This window comes from Agarivorans sp. Alg241-V36, assembly GCF_900537085.1.
Taxonomy (GTDB): domain Bacteria; phylum Pseudomonadota; class Gammaproteobacteria; order Enterobacterales; family Celerinatantimonadaceae; genus Agarivorans.
In genome coordinates this window covers 51436-68272 of record NZ_UNRE01000006.1, presented here as the reverse complement: position 1 = coordinate 68272, position 16837 = coordinate 51436, and the positions used below count along the sequence as shown (strand labels likewise).

At 46.1% G+C, this 16837-nt stretch carries 19 protein-coding genes; 2 read left to right on the top strand and 17 right to left on the bottom strand.

Annotated features, from left to right (window positions below; genetic code table 11):
• Positions 1-136: 136 nt before the first annotated feature.
• Positions 137-1474, bottom strand: a complete 1338-nt coding sequence (locus G6R11_RS14360) for an MATE family efflux transporter (RefSeq protein WP_163133777.1) — start codon at positions 1472-1474, stop codon at positions 137-139.
• A 132-nt stretch (positions 1475-1606) separates the two neighbouring features.
• Entirely contained in the window at positions 1607-2053 is a 447-nt protein-coding gene (locus tag G6R11_RS14355; RefSeq protein WP_163133776.1) for a MarR family winged helix-turn-helix transcriptional regulator, read from the bottom strand.
• Positions 2054-2168: 115 nt separating this feature from the next.
• Here G6R11_RS14355 and G6R11_RS14350 point away from each other — a divergent pair, with 115 nt between their 5' ends.
• Positions 2169-2591 carry an organic hydroperoxide resistance protein gene (locus G6R11_RS14350; protein WP_163133775.1) on the top strand — a complete coding sequence of 141 codons (423 nt, stop codon included), beginning with the start codon at positions 2169-2171 and terminating at the stop codon, positions 2589-2591.
• 41 nt (positions 2592-2632) lie between these two features.
• Here the strand turns inward: G6R11_RS14350 and G6R11_RS14345 are convergent, their stop codons facing one another.
• The 8 genes from G6R11_RS14345 to G6R11_RS14310 form a co-directional block, all read right to left on the bottom strand.
• Positions 2633-2842, bottom strand: a complete 210-nt coding sequence (locus G6R11_RS14345) for a hypothetical protein (RefSeq protein WP_163133774.1) — start codon at positions 2840-2842, stop codon at positions 2633-2635.
• Between the two features lie 100 nt (positions 2843-2942).
• Entirely contained in the window at positions 2943-3413 is a 471-nt protein-coding gene (locus G6R11_RS14340) for a GNAT family N-acetyltransferase (protein WP_205472835.1), read from the bottom strand.
• Entirely contained in the window at positions 3410-4051 is a 642-nt protein-coding gene (locus G6R11_RS14335; RefSeq protein WP_163133773.1) for a DUF1294 domain-containing protein, read from the bottom strand. The genes G6R11_RS14340 and G6R11_RS14335 overlap by 4 nt, the downstream gene beginning before the upstream one ends.
• Entirely contained in the window at positions 4044-4700 is a 657-nt protein-coding gene (locus tag G6R11_RS14330; protein ID WP_163133772.1) for an FMN-binding negative transcriptional regulator, read from the bottom strand. The genes G6R11_RS14335 and G6R11_RS14330 overlap by 8 nt, the downstream gene beginning before the upstream one ends.
• A 67-nt stretch (positions 4701-4767) precedes the next feature.
• A complete protein-coding gene (locus G6R11_RS14325; RefSeq protein WP_163133771.1) occupies positions 4768-5244 on the bottom strand; it encodes a DUF3299 domain-containing protein in 477 nt (158 codons plus the stop codon).
• A gap of 46 nt (positions 5245-5290) precedes the next feature.
• Entirely contained in the window at positions 5291-7525 is a 2235-nt protein-coding gene (locus tag G6R11_RS14320) for an alkaline phosphatase (protein ID WP_163133770.1), read from the bottom strand.
• A 325-nt stretch (positions 7526-7850) separates the two neighbouring features.
• A complete protein-coding gene (locus G6R11_RS14315; protein ID WP_163133769.1) occupies positions 7851-9794 on the bottom strand; it encodes a methyl-accepting chemotaxis protein in 1944 nt (647 codons plus the stop codon).
• On the bottom strand, positions 9791-10708 hold the full coding sequence (locus G6R11_RS14310; RefSeq protein ID WP_163133768.1) for a hypothetical protein: 918 nt from the start codon (positions 10706-10708) through the stop codon (positions 9791-9793). Before G6R11_RS14310 ends, G6R11_RS14315 begins: the two co-directional genes overlap by 4 nt.
• A gap of 293 nt (positions 10709-11001) precedes the next feature.
• Between G6R11_RS14310 and G6R11_RS14305 the strand changes: the two genes are divergently transcribed.
• Positions 11002-11508 carry a hypothetical protein gene (locus G6R11_RS14305; protein ID WP_163133767.1) on the top strand — a complete coding sequence of 169 codons (507 nt, stop codon included), beginning with the start codon at positions 11002-11004 and terminating at the stop codon, positions 11506-11508.
• Between the two features lie 33 nt (positions 11509-11541).
• On the opposite strand, the gene G6R11_RS14300 is transcribed toward G6R11_RS14305, so the two are convergent.
• The 7 genes from G6R11_RS14300 to ubiE are packed head-to-tail and all read right to left on the bottom strand — an operon-like array spanning position 11542 to position 16731.
• Complete coding sequence (locus G6R11_RS14300; protein WP_163133766.1) at positions 11542-12324, bottom strand: TatD family hydrolase; 783 nt, start codon at positions 12322-12324, stop codon at positions 11542-11544.
• Between the two features lie 8 nt (positions 12325-12332).
• On the bottom strand, positions 12333-13073 hold the full coding sequence (tatC, locus tag G6R11_RS14295; protein WP_163133765.1) for a twin-arginine translocase subunit TatC: 741 nt from the start codon (positions 13071-13073) through the stop codon (positions 12333-12335).
• 3 nt (positions 13074-13076) lie between these two features.
• Positions 13077-13460 (bottom strand): Sec-independent protein translocase protein TatB, encoded by a 384-nt coding sequence (tatB, locus tag G6R11_RS14290; RefSeq protein WP_163133764.1) that lies wholly within the window; start codon positions 13458-13460, stop codon positions 13077-13079.
• Positions 13461-13462: 2 nt separating this feature from the next.
• The gene (gene tatA, locus G6R11_RS14285) at positions 13463-13699 is read right to left on the bottom strand and encodes a Sec-independent protein translocase subunit TatA (RefSeq protein WP_163133763.1); all 237 of its coding nucleotides are present in this window, start codon (positions 13697-13699) and stop codon (positions 13463-13465) included.
• A 45-nt stretch (positions 13700-13744) separates the two neighbouring features.
• Complete coding sequence (gene ubiB / locus G6R11_RS14280) at positions 13745-15373, bottom strand: ubiquinone biosynthesis regulatory protein kinase UbiB (protein ID WP_163133762.1); 1629 nt, start codon at positions 15371-15373, stop codon at positions 13745-13747.
• Positions 15370-15969 carry an SCP2 domain-containing protein gene (locus G6R11_RS14275; RefSeq protein WP_163133761.1) on the bottom strand — a complete coding sequence of 200 codons (600 nt, stop codon included), beginning with the start codon at positions 15967-15969 and terminating at the stop codon, positions 15370-15372. The genes ubiB and G6R11_RS14275 overlap by 4 nt, the downstream gene beginning before the upstream one ends.
• 9 nt (positions 15970-15978) lie before the next feature.
• Positions 15979-16731 (bottom strand): bifunctional demethylmenaquinone methyltransferase/2-methoxy-6-polyprenyl-1,4-benzoquinol methylase UbiE, encoded by a 753-nt coding sequence (gene ubiE / locus G6R11_RS14270; RefSeq protein WP_163133760.1) that lies wholly within the window; start codon positions 16729-16731, stop codon positions 15979-15981.
• Positions 16732-16837: the final 106 nt, after the last annotated feature.

Below are 16837 nucleotides of genomic sequence, written 5' to 3'. Positions count from 1 at the left end.
TTTTCATGTTGTGAAAAATACTGGCATTTCTTAACCGCGGCTTAGCAATTACGCCGTATTGCTTATCGATGAATAAAAACACATTTGGCGCGATTGCTTTGTAAGACCCTTCACTAAGTAAGCTAAGAGAGCAAATTTAAGTAATTCCTTTGTTGTGCCAACGGTAGGTTTTCCAGCGCCAGTGATTAATTAAACCGCGAATAACTTCATCAAGCGCAAAGCAGGCCCAGGCACCAATAATACCTAACTGCCAAGAAATGGAGCACAAGTAGATTACCGGTACCACGCCCCAAATAAAGGCGACTCCTACGCTGGCAGCAAAACGCCCATCGCCTACAGCTTTTAAGGCCATGCCAGCAACAATATTGATGGCGCGAAACGGCTCCATCACAATGCAAATAATCAGCAACCACTTGGCGTAAAAGGCCACCTGAGGATCGTCACTAAACAGGCTGATAAGTGGCTGGTAAAACCAAGCAAATAGGCTCATATTCACAAATGCGAATAGCATCGCTAGCTTTAAGCAGCGATGGTAGGTGGCGTCCACCTCGTCCAGCTTTCGTGCGCCCATGTAATGCGCCATGATAATTTGCCCGGCCACCGCCAATGCCCAACTCACCGCCATGGAAACAAATAAGAAACGCAATACAAAGGTGTAAGACGATACCGCCAATACGCCCAAGCTGGCCAAAATGCCAGCCACCACTATTTGTTGCAAGGTGTAATTAGCCGGCTCTGCGGCCGAGGGGATGGCAATTTTCATTAAGGGTTTAAATACCGCACGCATACGCGGCAAAATGGTCCAGTTAAACTCAAAACGCACTTGTGCTTTTCGGTGCACAATTAGCATTACTGCTAAACACGCAAAGGCGTAAGACAGCACGGTGCCTAAGGCGATGCCCTTTAAGCCCATCGGATCTAGGCCAAACCAGCCAAAAAAGAAGGTCGCATTAAGGAAAATGTTCATTACGTTGGTAAGCAGCGAAGCCAACATATTCCAGTTGGTCATTGCTTTGGCGGCAAGGATAGAACCATAGGCGCAGCGCAGGCCAAAAAAGCCAAAGGTAAAAGCCATTATGGCGAGGTATTCTTCAGCGTAACCTTGCATCTGCAAAGGGAAGTTTAGCCACAAGCCAATATTGTCATAGTTAAGGTAGGTAAATGCCCCAAAGGCCAAGCCAGCTAAACTTAGTAGCGCGACATTGTTCATAAATACCGGAACAACCTTGTCGAGCTTTTTAGCGCCGTAATATTGAGAGGCGGCTGCAGTGCCTCCGGTGGAGAGCATGGGCAATACAAAAAAGCCTATCCACAAATAGGGCATTAGCAAGCCAGCGGTAGCGGCGGCTTCTTCGCCCAATAGACTAAGAAAGTAAATGTCGGCCATCACCACAATGCCACCAGTTAACTGCTCAACTAATATCGGCCAAGCCAAGCTAAATAGTTTTAGTTTATTTACAGCGGCTTGCGGCATCCAATAGCTCCAATCGAGGGCAACAATACATTGTAGCTAGCTGGCGTATCAATAAGCTTACTTTTTTCGGTTTAACGCTTATTTTTATCGTGTTTGTAGCCAAGCACATATTATCCTTAAACCTTATGCATGCTATTTCATTAACTTTGCTAATAAACGATCGCAGCCTGCTTTAAGGGCTTGTAACTCCTCTAGCGGTAAATCAGCTTGGCACAACATTGCTTGAGGCACAGCCTCTGCTGGTTCACGTAACGCTAGGCCCTGCGGCGTTAGGCTAATTACCCGAACACGCTCGTCTTGCTCACTTCTCGCTCTGCGCACTAAGCCCTTAGTTTCAAGGCGTTTAAGCAATGGGGTTAGCGTGCCAGAGTCTAAGTGCACCCGCTCACCCAAGGCTTTAACACTTACACTATCGTGCTCCCACAACACCATCATTACGATGTATTGCAAGTAAGTGAGGTCCAGTTTATCCAGCAAAGGGCGATAGGCACGTCCCATGGCATTAGATGCGCTATACAATGAGAAGCACAACTGCTTATCCAAACGCAGGCTAACACTTTGTTCTGGCTGTTCAGACATCATCATTCTCTCGCTATAAAATAAATTGTGCACAATATACTTGCAATTCATTTTCACCTCAACTAAAGTTGCAAACAATTAAATTGCACACAATATAAATCACAAGGTGAATATTATGACAACCCTATACACAACATCAGCTACCGCATTAGCCGGTCGTAATGGTCAAGTGAGTACCGATGACAAAAAACTAGATCTAGCACTTAGTTACCCAAAAGAAATGGGCGGCAGTGGCGAAGCCACTAACCCAGAGCAGCTGTTTGCGGCGGGTTATGCTGCCTGTTTCTCTAACGCTATTTTACATGTAGCTCGTGAAGGCAAGGTAGCAATTAATGCTGCGCCAACCACTGCTACTGTGGGTATTGGTCCAAATGACAATGGTGGTTTTGCGTTAACCGTTGCCCTAGCAGTAGAGCTTGAATTAGAGCAAGCTGCGGCAGAAGAGCTGGTAAAAGTTGCCCACCAAGTATGTCCTTACTCAAACGCTACCCGTGGCAATATTGATGTAAAACTATCGGTAAACGGCACTGCCATTTAAGTTCTGCAGATATAAAAAAACCAAGCCAAGGCTTGGTTTTTTTACTGCTCGTCACCCTCTAGCAGGGCTTGGCGTTGGCGCTGATACTCTTCAAAGCTTACATCAGCCTGATCCATACAAGTTAAATAGTCTTGATGGTTAGTATGTTTATCGCACTGGCGTTGCTGGTTGCCCTGCATGGCTTGGTAAGCCTGCTGCTGACTACAAGCACTGACTACCATTACACTAAACACAATCAGTATGTTTCGCATGGCTGAATCCCTCCCACTCTGCCTATAAGCAATAATGTTAGGCAAATATGTCGACAGCTTCCTTATGAGAATTGTCAGCAAGTGAATTCACTGCATTAACTTAAGTATAAAAACCTTTGAACATACTAATGTTCTCAAGCTTTGTCCCTAACCGTAATAGTTGATTGTGCGAAACCACTGCAAAGCCTTGCTGAGCAAAGAAGTCTTTCGCTGCTAAGGATGCATCAACCCGCAAACCTGCTAGTTTCTTTTCGCGAGCAATTTTTTCAATGTGTTGATAAAGTTCCCTACCCACTGCTTGACCCTGATGCTGCGGCGCTACATAAAAGCAATCTATATAGTCATCGTCTAACTCTATAAATCCCAACAACTGCTTGTCGGCCAAAGCCAAAAAACAGCGCTTGGCTTTCAAGCGCTGTTGCCAGCGAGAGTAATCAATATCCAGCGGTGCCCAGGCAGCTTTTTGCTCCTTGGAATAAAGCGCGTTATCAATTGCATGCACGGATTGAGTAAACAAGTCTGCCACCGCGTGGCAATATTCATCGCTATAAGTCGCGATACTTAAGTTCACGGCAATATGCTCGATAACGCGTGATTAACTTGTAACAGCATTGGCTCGCCATAGGGGCTAAGCAAATATAACAAAGCCGCTATATTGACCAGCACCGTACAATAATAGCCCCAGCGAAAAGACTGCTTTTGGGTTTTATGGCGCAATACTTGTTGTGCCAGCATGGCGCCCGGCCAGCCACCCATTAGCGCAAACACATGCAGTTTGGCCTCTTGAACTCGCCAACGGCCAGCTTGAGCCGCCGATTTATCCAGAGCGTATAATGCAAAAGTGACCACACTCACCACGCAATAGAACACCAGTAAAGCAATTGGCAGCTTTTGCAGCAGCACCAAAGCGCCTAACAAAGCGAAAAAAGCCAAGGCAGATAAGCCAGCCCGTTTACCAGCATCGTTACTTTTGCCAGAAAATACAGGCTTGGCTCCCACCAAACTTAGCCGCTTGGCGCATGGTCGACCTTGCTTATCCTTTGCTAAAGTATAGTTAAACCAATGACCTACTAGTTTTTCTGGGTCGAGCTTTTTATCGGAAAAATCACTGACATGCACAAACAACTGCTTAGCCTTGGGCTCGCCACTCAAACTGAGAAAACCAAAGCCTTTAGCGCGGTTCCACGAAGCCAATTTTGCTTTAGTCATTGTCACCTCGGCCATTGCTCGCCAGGCTTTGGACAAAGCGCTCAATTTGTTGCGCCATCAGCGGCTTCTCGTCGGCCAAACCTTTAGCCACGCCCAGTTGGTTTTCTAGGCTATGATTTTGACTTTGCTTAAACTGCGCCTGCCAGCTGTCGATGCTTATTTCAAAGCCCACAATGGCCTTATTTAGCTGTTCAATAAATTTATCTGGCGCGTCACTCACTTGCCAAGGTTTGGCCTGAGCTTGTTCGTTTTGCTCGGTAAGCCTTTGCAACAAGCTTAACTTCAAGTCGAGTTCATCACGCTTGTGCAAAGTGCCATTTACATGCACTACTTGATAATTCCAAGTAGGCACTACTTTAGGATTGCTTTGCTTAGACGGATAATAATTGGGTGATACATAGGCATCTTCACCCTGAAATACTGCCAAGCCAGCCAGCGGCGTAGCTAAGCGTTTTGCTAAGGGGTTAATGCGCGCGATATGCCCTTGCAAACACCACTGGTGATCGGCATTTTTAGCCAGTATCAAGGGAACATGATCGGCCACTAAACCCTGATCGCTATAGGTGCTTACGCAGGCCAGCGGATATTGCTGGATTAGCCGCGAAACTTCACGCCAATCGTCTTGCTTAAAATGCTTTGGAATGTGCACCGTTACATTGCTCCCTGTTGATTAACTCAATGTTCTCATGGAATGGGAGCACTGCACTAGTGTTTGTTTATGGCGCGTACTTTTCCGGCGCTTTAGAGAGTGTCATGGCGTAACCTGCACTGGCCAAGCCTTCAATATCGGTGGCTTTTACCTGCATCTCACCGCTCAACCACACCACTTCCCAAGGTTCTATCATATCGATGCCTTGAGGGTGTTTTACATGAATAATCTGGTTCGGCGGCGGTGGGGGTAGGTGCAAACATGCGCCAAAAAACGGGACTAAAAAAAACTCGGTAATTTTATTGCCGTCACTTTCTAGCGGCACAATAAAGCCCGGCATTCGCATTGCTTGCCCATCCAAAGCATGCACCAAACCGCCGCTTTTAATTTGCGGAGCGCGCTCCTCTAGCTGCACATCATGATTGATCGGTGCCAGCTGTTGGCCGCGTTCCAGTTCAGGAATAAGTGTTTGCCAAGGATTCGCCGCAGCCAGCGCACTTGGGCTGACCAAAACAACTAAACTTAAATATAAAATACGCAACATAATAAAGACCTTTAAGCCCGGCTTATGCCGGGCTTAGCGTAGAGAGTTAGTTAGCGTCTAAGGCGCCACGCATTACATTGTAAATAGCCGTGTTATCAACAGTACGACCAACAAAAGCGTGAGAGTTTAAACCCCAAGATGCAATTGGTACGTCTACATTGGTGTGGCTTCCCCACTTCCAACTAACTTCTGGAATCACGCCAATACCGTTGGTTTTCTCAAGCGCCAAACCGCCGGTTTCATGGTCTGCAGTTACAATCACCATGCTGTCGCTGCGCAAATCAGACCAATTAACCACTTCTTCCACTGTCTTATCAAAAGCAACGGTTTCATGAATTAGTCGCTCTTCATCGTTAAGGTGGCCAGCAAAATCAATTTGTGAGCCTTCTACCATCAATACAAAGCCGTTAGGGTTTTTCGACAATATTTCGATAGCCACTTCAGTCATTTCATTCAGCTGAGGAATGTCTTGATCTTCATAGCTTTTCTGTCCATCCAATGGCAATACATAAGGGATTTCGTCTTCACCAAAGATACCGGCAAACAAAATTTCTGCATCAGGATCTGTAGCTGGTAACGCTGCAACAGCAGGGATTAAATCGGTTTTAGTTTTAACCACGGTGTAGCCGCCTAAGCCAGCTTGCTGACTAATCACATCTACGCCATCCACTTGCTTGCTGCCACATAGCGCCACGTTAGGTTGAACGTCACCAAACATGCTTGTAGCAAGCGTAACAAAGTCATTACGGTTAGGACCGTGCGAGGCAAAAGCCGCTGGAGTAGCGTGAACACAGTGTGAAGTGGCAACAATACCTACCGACTTACCCTGCTTTTGCGCGTATTCCAAAATGGTTTCTAAATCAGAACCATCGCCTGGGCGAGCTTGAGCAATGGTGCCTGAGATAGCTTTACGACCGGTAGAAATGGCCGTTGCTGCAGCAGCAGAATCGGTGTAGTAGTTCATACCTAGGTCAGCTAAATTCTCGTAACCCAAGGTATCGGCACTGGAGGTTTTAATGTCGCCGCGGTGCTTACCCGATTCTAGGAATAGCGCTTCACCCATATAGGCGCGGGTAATATCAATTTGGCCATAACCCATACCGTCGCCAATCATCATCACAATATTGTTAGCTGATTCAAGGTCAATGACATCAATCTCTTGGCTAGCGCTGGCTTGAGTTGCTAAACCTTGGTTGGTAGTGAGGTTTACTTGATAACGACCAGTCGCATCAGCGTTGGCTAACTTACGAACATCGCTAATGGTTTGGCTATCATCATCAGTCAAGGTAACGGTCATGTCACCTTCAGTGTCCCAACTGTAGCTTTGAGCAAAAGTACTTCCGTCAGCGGTTAAGCTGGTTGGCAAGTTGACCACTGTTACCGTGTCGTGGCCTACTACTGCGCGCACTTTAGCTAAAGTTAGTGGAACCGCTTGCTGGCCATCACCCAAGGTAGACAGTGAAAATACGTAACTGCCCGCCTCTACTTGAGCCGACATTTTTCCGCCTGGGTAGGTGGTTAGTGACGATTCGCCTTCGGTTAAGCTAATCGGCTGGTTATCTAAAGAGCCATAAACCAGCGGTGAATCCATGCCTTGGTGTAAGTTAAAGCTAATGGTTCCAGCTTCGGCAAAGTTCATTTGCAATTGGTAGTTACCTGCGCCGGCATAGCTAAATTGGCTGCTATCATCGGCCGTCCAATCGTTGAATGTACCCACTAGGTACATCGCTTGGCTTAGGTTATCAACGTCGCTGTCGGTGATGTTTTCGATTAACAAGGTTGGGTTGTTAATGGTGGCCGACGAATCTAAGGTGAAGCGATACACTTGGTCTTCATCGCTAGCCACCGTGATATCCATGTTTTGGTTACCAAAGTCGTCGTATTTGCGTTGCAGTTCCATTGGAATATCAAATACCACTTCGGCATCAGCATCTTCACCAATGGCGAGGTCACGCTCGGCGCTCCAACTTGGGTCAGATATTTTGAATGAGTACTCACCTGGCTGCATGCTAAACAAAGCAATGTATTCACCGTCGCCTTGGTAATGCAACTGCGCTTCTGGACGTGAAGACCAGCTATTCATCGAGCCTTTAATGTACAAACGGCAATCTTTGCTAGCATCGGCGGCGATTTCTTCGTCACTACATTTAAATGGACCAAGATCGATACTGTCGGCAATAGGTGGATCGAGATACACATATTCGGTATCACTATTACAACCTACAACAGCAGAGGCAATAGACACTCCCGCTACTACTTTTAATACTTTCCCTAAACGCATTACATTTCCTCATTAAGTACTGATTAACTTGCGGATACATCGAAATAAATACCGCGGGAAAGCTAGCCTTGAGTCATGACACTTTTATTAAGCCTATGAATTACAAGTAGATTAGAAGCCAAACAAATGGGCAATTTAGCTCACCTAAAGATCAAAAAGAGAAAGATTACGCTAGCTAAAAATTGCGAAAGGCTTTTCACAAGGCATAGAAAGCATTTTCAAAAAGTAGGAAATAAAAAATAAGAATTATATGTGACGATGAGAGATGAAAAGTTTGAAGGGAAGTAAACACTTCCCTTTAAACTCCAATAAGGCTTGTGACTATTTATACCTTGAAGTTAGCAATACTGGCTTGAATAAGGCTACTTAGTTGGCCCACCTTTTGAGCTTGTTCAGCGGTTTGCTCGGTGCCTTCTAAGCTCATTTGGGCGGCAGACTCAATGCCCTGCATCTCGGTAACTACGGTTTCCGAAGTAGACAGCTGAGCGTCACAGGCGGCACTAACATCGTCCAGCAAGCGAGTAATGTCAGAGACTAATTGGTGGGTTTTCTCTACCGATACCTGCATTTCAGACATTAACTCAAAACTGGTACTAGCCTGCGCCTTACCCTGCTGCATTTGCCCTTCGGTTTTCTCGGCGCCCTTGACCAAATCATTCATCATCTGTTCAATTTGATCGGTTGAGCCGCGGGTTTGTTTGGCTAAGTTACGCACTTCGTCGGCCACTACTGCAAAGCCTCGGCCATGTTCACCGGCTCGAGCAGATTCAATTGCAGCATTTAAGGCCAACAAATTAGTTTGCTCGGCAATGCCGTTAATCACTTCTAAAACTTTGCTGGCGTCTTTACTGTTTTGCGCCAGCTCGCGCATGTCTACCGAGGCGGTATCAACCTGAGTCACCAAGTTTTCTATTTCGTTGGTTGCAGACTGAGTTAGCTGATTACCCTGCATCGAGGCTTCGTCGATGGCAATTGCCGATTGGTCGGCATTACGCACATGGTTTGCCACCTCATTAAAACCCTGCGATAGCTGGCCAATATGCTCACTCACTTCCGCAACCACTTGTTGCTGCTGACCCACTTGCCCTTTAGATTGTTGCGCCAGCTGATTGAGCTGACTGGCGGCATCATTTAAGGTTGCTACATGCTGATTGATACTGGTTACTGTGCCTTGCAGCAGCTCAATAAACTGGTTAAACGCTGCTGCCAACTGAGCCAGCTCGTCTTTACCTTTTACCCGCAAGCGCTGAGTTAAATCACCATCCCCTTGAGCGATGGCCTGCATGGCTTGCACCATGGTTACCACCGGTTGGCGAATCAGCCGGGTTATGACCCAGGCCAAGATAAGGGAGATCACCACAATTGACACACCAAAAGCCAAACTAGTACTTGCGGTTTGATGCAGCTGCTGGGCAATCGCATGGCTAGATTCACCCAAAATTTGCCACTGGGTTTGTTGGCTATCGCCGGCACCTTGCACCACTTGTTCGGCGGCGGGGTTGAGCAAATCGTTCATTAGAAGCTGTTGCTCTTCTAAGAGCTCAAAAATGCTATTTGCGGCTAACGAAAGCTGCTTAACATATTGTTCTACTTCAGTAATCCACGCTTTGTGGTGCTCTCGATTCAAGCCTTTCTTCAAATCAATAAGGTCGTTTTCAGCGCCAAAAAGCTCTAAATAGAATTGATCTTTACTGCGGCTATCTTGGCGATTTAAATGGCTCATTAGGCCAATAGATGCCGCTTGAATATGATTCGCCAAACTTACCGTTAAAGCAGGCAAACGCCCAGAATTGAGTAAGTCTAGGGTAGCGTGAATATCTGCAGTTTTGGCCAAGGCTTGTGGCACTAGTTGGCGCAATACGGTGTTTTCTAAGTCACTCACCTCTGCCAATAATGGCACCAGTTCATCAACAAAATGTTGATCTAAGAGTTGGCTGTTGCCCGTGATTTGCTCGGCATTTTCAAAGTTAGCTAAATGAGGGCTTTGCGCTAAACTCTGAGCTTGCTCTGCCAGCTGCTGATATTGCTGCAATAGGCGTGGATCTTCACTTTGGCTATAGCGCGATTGAATAACCAAACGCTGCAAAGCATTTACCGATAACTCTCCGGCTAAGCGAGCACTAGGCTCCACAGTGCTAGAAAACTCTTCTGCTTGCTGCTCAACACCGCCGAGAGAGTAATGGCTGTTCCATAACATTAAGGCGAGTAGCAACACTATGCCGCTTGGGATAAGTGCAATTTTTTGACTAAGGCTGAGTTTATCCATCATAAGGCCGCCGCTCCTACCATAACCAACAAGCCGCTGCGCACACTCACCCAAGCCGCATAGGCTTGATTAGCGTCGGCAAATGCGGAGCTTGGATTAACCTGGCTATCTTGTTCAATTTGCAGAATGGTTTTGGCGCGATGCAGCTCAGCAAGCAAACTCACACTGGTATCCACCACCTGATACTCTTTAGACTCTCCCGCAGGCAATCGCCCTGGTTTACTGGGCTCAATCTCCAATTGGCGAAACAGTCTTTCTAATAGGTACAAGCACTGCAGGGCAACAATGTTTACGTCGGTAGTCTCTCGGCCAGTTACCGAAGTTTCGCCAGCAAACTGCAAAGGCAGCTCGCGCGCTTGGCTAATTTGTTGTAAATCAGCTTTAATCCGCGCAACATTATTGGCTAAAGCCTGTTGTGGCTGGCGCTCTACCAAACCGTCAAACAGGTGCTCAATGATCACTAATTGCTGATAAACGTCGTTAACCGATTTTCCTAAGGGACGCTCTATTTCCTGGCCTGCTGGCAGGCCTAATTTTTTGCTTATTTCTAGCAGCTGCTGTTCTAGCTCTTTGAGATAAGGCATGACACTGCGCGGGCGAATCACCCGATATTCCGCGGGAGCGAGCTCGCTAGCACTTAAGCCTTGTTGGCTTTGCAGGGTGGCCGCTAAAGAACTTAATTGGCGGGTTTTAAAAACCAAATGCACAGCCAGTTTATCAGCAAATATTTGCGGCTCTGGCTGCACTTCAGTAAGTTTTTGCTGGGCACGAATAGCCTGCAACTGCTGACTAATAAACTGTGCTTTTTGATATAAGTGATTGTTATTAACAATTGCGGCAAAACTACTGGGGCTTACTAGCAGTATGCACCAGCATAAAAAGCGCCATTGCCTTAACATTGCTGAAAATTTAATCAAAGTTTTTTCTCTTCCCTGAACGGCTATTCATAGCAAAATCGCTAGTCGCTTTCGTTAAGTCTCAGACTTATCTTTCAAGCATAGAAAGCTTTTAAGAATAAAGCCAAGCAAGAGTTAAACCAACAAGACACCCTAGTCACAGAAATTTGTTTTTTATCTAGTTTCCCCAAGTATCAACAAGTATCAACAAGTATCAACAAGTATAAAAAATATAACATCTTCATTTCCCATCAGTGTTATAAATGTAATCTAAACACAGCGCTTCCAAAACAAGTCTACGGTGGAAAATCATTTTGAAAATATCGAACTCTCGTTCTTTCATGTTTCCAAAGGTTGTGGGTACATTTTTTTCAATAGTAATTGCTATTAAATTCATCCTCACAGAAAACCTGCAGCCCGGAGAGGTTTTATTTCTAGCGGTACTTTTTGGACTGATGCTCTCTCTCATTCTACTGTCATGGGAGATTGAGCTTAGCTTTGGGAAAATAACCTCTAAGATTGGAATTCCCTATTTTAAGCGCACAAAGGTATACAACAACGTTAGGTGCATAAATCTCGGCATCGACTCTCAAAACGTCGATGGAGGTGGAAGTAATATCGTTATAACGCTTACTGCGGAAATGAGCGACGGAGTAGGAAGAGTTTCTTTGAAAGGTAACTACGCTGAAAAAAACGAAGAGAATATAGACCTTTATAGCTCAAAAATCGCAGCAGTCTTAGGTGTTCCAATTGAAGCTACACCTCGATTTAACCTCGTGTATGAAGAGCGATACGGCCGCCCACCTCGATTAGAACCTTAGCTTCTTAAGCACATCAACGGAGCTAAAACCATTTCAAGCGATATGGAATAAACGCTCGACGTTTTGACCAACTTGCTGCTGCAGCTCAACTAACGATTGTTTACGCAACTCTGCAATTTTGTTGTATATGTGCGGCAAATAGCATGGTTCGTTCCGACGGCTTTTAGGCTTTGGTTTTAGGTCTCGCGGCAATAGATAAGGCGCATCAGTTTCCAACAATAAACGCTCATTAGGAATTTCGGTGACCCGTTGTTGCAAGTCTTGCCCGCGGCGTTCATCGCACACCCAACCGGTAATGCCAATGTAGAGATCTAAATCTAAGCAAGCTTTAAGGGCTGCTTGATCGCTAGTAAAACAATGCAGTACCGCGCCGGGAAGTTTATCTCGCCAAGGTTTAAGAATGTCGATGAAGCGCTGGTGAGCATCGCGTTCATGCATAACCACTGGCATATTCAGCTCTGCTGCAAGTGCTAGCTGGGCTTCGAATACCGCTTCTTGTTGCGGGCGCGGAGAGAAGTCGCGATTAAAATCTAAGCCACATTCGCCCACCGCAACAACCTGCGACTGAGCCAATAAGGGTTTAAGCTGCTGCAATTGCTCTATAGTTACCGACTTTGCATCATGAGGGTGCACGCCAGCAGTGGCATAACACACTTTTGGCCACTGTAAGGCCAGCTCACTAACTGCTTGGCTCTCTTGCATGTCGCTGGCCAGCAGCAACATGCCGTTCACCCCCGCTTGCTGTGCTCGAGCAACAACGTCATCGCGGTCTTTATCAAACTGCGAGCTGGTGAGGTTTAGCGCTATATCAAACATATAAGGGCTTAAGCTTGGGCTTCTTCGTCATCTTTTCGCACGTAAAAGCGCGAAAAGAACAAACCTACTTCAAACAGTAGCCACATTGGCAAGGCCAGCAGAGTTTGCGAAATAATATCTGGCGGGGTTAACAACATGCCCACCACAAAAGCACCCACAATCACGTAAGGGCGTTTCTCGCGCAGTTTTTCTGGCGTGGTAGCACCCGACCAACATAACAGCATAGTGGCAATGGGGATCTCAAAAGCCAAACCAAAAGCAAAAAATAGCTTTAGCACAAAATCTAAATAGTTAGAGATGTCGGTGGCAATAGTGACCCCTTCTGGCGCAACCGCGGTGAAAAAAGCAAAGGCCAGTGGGAATACCACATAAAAAGCAAAAGCCACACCGGCATAAAACAGCAAACCTGAGCCAAACACTAATGGAATTAGCAATTTACGTTCATGCTGATACAAACCAGGCGCAATAAAGCCCCAAGCTTGAGCCAACAAATAAGGCATCGCCAAAAATACCGAGGCAACCAAGGTAAGTTTAATTGGGGTGAAGAACGGTGCCGCCACATCGGTGGCAATCATGCTGGCATTTTCTGGCAAAACACTTAACAAAGGCTCGGCCAACAAGGCGTATATATCATTCGCAAAATACACTAAGCAGAGGAAAATCAGCAAACAAGCCAATACTCCACGTAACAAGCGATTGCGTAACTCAACTAAATGCTCAATTAAGGGCTGCGCAGGGGCATCACTCATAGTTTATTTTTTATCTTCTTGGCTGGATTCAGGTGGCGGATCGCTCGGCATTTTTACCGTGTCGCCTTCGTGTTGGTGCTGATCAGGCTCACTTTTTTGATAAGGGCGAGTCACCGATTCGGCGCGGGCTTTTAAGGTTTCAAAAGACTCACTTAAATCACCATTTAATGATTCAAGACCTTGCTGCTCGGCTTTTTTAAGGTTTTGGTGAAGCTCATCTAGCTCGAGCTCTTGCTTAAGCTCAGTGGTCACCGAAGAAACCGACTGTTTTACCTTACGTACTACCGCCAATACACTACGAATAGCGCCCGGCAAACGCTCTGGGCCTAGTATCACTAAGCCCATCACCGAGATAAGGATTAACTCCCAAAACCCAATATCAAACATGCTTAGCCTTGCTGTTGGTCTTTGCTTTTGGCGGTTTCTTCAGCTTGCTCTTTATTTTGGGCAAGTTGCTCTGGTGTAGATTTTTCAGCCGCTTGGCTTTCATCGTCGTTCATGGCGTTTTTAAAACCTTTAACTGCTGAACCTAGGTCTCCACCCATGTTGCGCAATTTTTTAGTTCCAAATAACAACACCACAATTACTGCTACGATCAACAGTTGCCAAATACTAATTCCACCCATCTGTTTTTCCTTTTCCTGTTCTTCTTAGCCACAATGGCCATATAACTATTTTAGTTGTCGCCAAGCAATTAACCCAGCAAACACACTGCTAATTGCCAAAGCCGCCGACACCATTGGCAAGCTTGGATAGAGTAAGGCCGCCGAAATTAAACTTGAAGCGGCAGCCAAAGCTAACAATAAACTGCGTTGGCGCTGTTTTTGTTGCTGCAAATACTGTGCTGTAAACTGTTGAAACTTAAGCTGCTGCTGCTTGGCCAGTTGTAAGTTATCATAAACTAACTCTGGCAAATGCGGCAGTGTTTCCAACCAGTAAGGCGCCTTTTCTTTAAAGGCAGTAAACACCGCCTCTGGCCCTACTTGTTTACGCATCCAGCGTTCTAAAAATGGTTTAGCAGTGGCCCACAAATCCAATTCTGGATACAGCTGTCGTCCTAAACCTTCTATATACAACAAGGTTTTTTGCAGTAAAACCAACTGCGGCTGCACTTCCATATTAAAGCGACGCGCAGTATTAAATAAATTCAGTAATACATGTCCAAAGGAAATTTCTGACAGCGGCTTGGCAAAAATAGGTTCACACACGGTGCGAATAGCAGCTTCAAACTCTTCTACTTTGGTATCTGCTGGCACCCAACCAGAATCTACGTGTAACTGGGCTACCTTGTGATAATCACGGTTGAAAAAAGCCAAAAAGTTTTCGGCCAAATAACGCTGATCTTCTTTATTTAAGGTGCCCACAATGCCGCAATCGATGCCTATATATTGCGGATCTTCTGGGTGTTCGCGTGATACAAAAATATTCCCTGGATGCATATCCGCGTGGAAAAAACTGTCTCTAAACACTTGGGTAAAGAATACTTCCACGCCACGCTCAGCCAACAATTTCATATTGGTATTTTGCGCTTCAAGCTCGTCGATGTTGGCGACGGGAATGCCATAGATGCGTTCCATAACCAACAAGGTTTTGCGGCAATGATCACTGTACACCTCAGGAACATACAGCTCTTTTGCGTCAGTAAAATTACGGCGAAGTTGAATAGCATTAGATGCTTCGCGAGCAAGGTCTAACTCATCAACAATGGTTTTACGGTATTCTTCAACCACTTCTTTGGGGCGTAAGCGGCGACCGTCGGCAAAAAACAAGGCAAAGAAGCCGGCCACACGTTGCATTAGCGCGATATCAGACAGAATAGTTCGCTCAATACCCGGGCGAATTACCTTAAGCACCACCTCTTGGCCATTTTCTTTTAAGCTAGCGGTATGTACTTGTGCAATCGAGGCCGAAGCCAAGGGCTGCATGTCAAAATCATCAAACAGCTCTTCAATGGGCCGCTCTAGGGCTAACTCAATTTGCTGCTTGGCTAACTCGCCAGAGAAGGGTGACACTTGGTCTTGTAACAAGGCCAGCTCATCAGCGATGTCTGGTGGCAGCAAGTCACGACGAGTCGACATCATTTGGCCAAACTTAATAAAAACTGGCCCTAGTTCTTCCATCGCCATGCGGATACGTGCACCGGCGCTTTCGTTTTTATGCTGATTGCGCCACCAAAAAAACAGGCTGCGCAAAAAACGTAGCGGCCAAGGCCAAAAGCGTTTGGGTAGCAATTGGTCGATACCGTAACGACAAAGGGTGCGATTTATTTGGCGAAAACGAGCAAACTCCTTGGGGGTCATTTGCTTAAGGCCTCAATTCGGCTGCTTAGCTTTTCAAGGTCGGCGCTAAGCGCCTGAACTTGCTGCTGCCAGCTTTGATACTCCAACTGCCCCACTAACAATTGCCATTCTTCGCTGGCAATTTCGTTAAGTTTTTCAGGTGTAGTTTTCACTAGGCTATTTAAGGCCTGGGCCACCATGCGACTTTTAGACATCACTTGATAAGCCGCCACATCACCAATTCGTTGCGACAGTTTCTCTTCAAAATCGGGGTCGAGCTGTAAAAACAAGTCGGCAAATTGTTGGGCGAGTTTAATGTCGCCTTCAAGTTGCAACTTGTCTTGTTTAATCAAACTAGGAATTTTGTCGGCCTGCTTTAACTCGGCCAGTGTGAATAGCGACATGCTTAAGCTGCAATCGGCTTCCGCTTCATATTGGTTGAGCACATCGAGCTGCTGCTCGCTAATCACAAAATAAAAACACGGCAAAGGACTAATTTTGATTGCCAATACCTTGCCCGCAAGCTGACTGCGGCGACCAGAGCTGTTTTCATCCAGCGCTAATACTTGGTTGCTAAGTGCTTCTACGCCAGCACTAATGAGAGACGATAAGGGCATAGCGGCCTCTTAAAACTTGTAACCGCGGTGCAGCGCAACAACACCACCGGTTAAATTGTAAAACTCGGCGCCTTCAAAACCGGCTTGCTCCATCATCTCTTTGAGGGTTTCTTGATCAGGATGCATGCGAATAGATTCAGCTAGGTATTGATAGCTCTCGGCATCGTTAGCAATCAACTGACCCATTTTAGGCAAAAGATGGAAGGAATAGGCGTCATAGACTTTGCTTACTGCTTCAAGCTCAGGCTTAGAAAACTCAAGCACTAACAAGCGTCCACCGGGTTTTAGTACGCGATACATAGAGCGCAAAGCAGCGTCTTTATCGGTAACGTTACGCAAGCCAAAGCTAATGGTAATCACATCAAAAGTATTGTCTGGAAACGGCAGGGCTTCGGCATTGGCTTGCACATAACGAACATTGCCAACAATGCCTTTATCGCGCAGTTTGCTGCGACCCATTTTTAACATTGAGTCATTAATATCGGCCAGTACTACTTCGCCTTTATTACCCACAATGCGCGAGAACTTAGCGGTTAAATCGCCGGTACCACCAGCCAAATCCAACACTTTTTGCCCCGGGCGAACGCCGCTGCAATCAATGGTAAAACGCTTCCATAAACGGTGAACACCACCCGACATAAGGTCATTCATTACGTCGTATTTAGCTGCAACCGAATGAAATACATCAGCGACAAGGTTTACCTTTTCGTCGCGATTTACGGTTTTATAGCCAAAATGGGTAGTATCTTGCTCAGCGCTCATGTTTGCTTCCTACTTATGCGGTGTGTGGCTAGTGTACTGTAGCTGAGTGAATGCTCCAACACTTGCGCTAAATCCACCGCCAGTTTTTTGTAGAAAGCACGAGCCG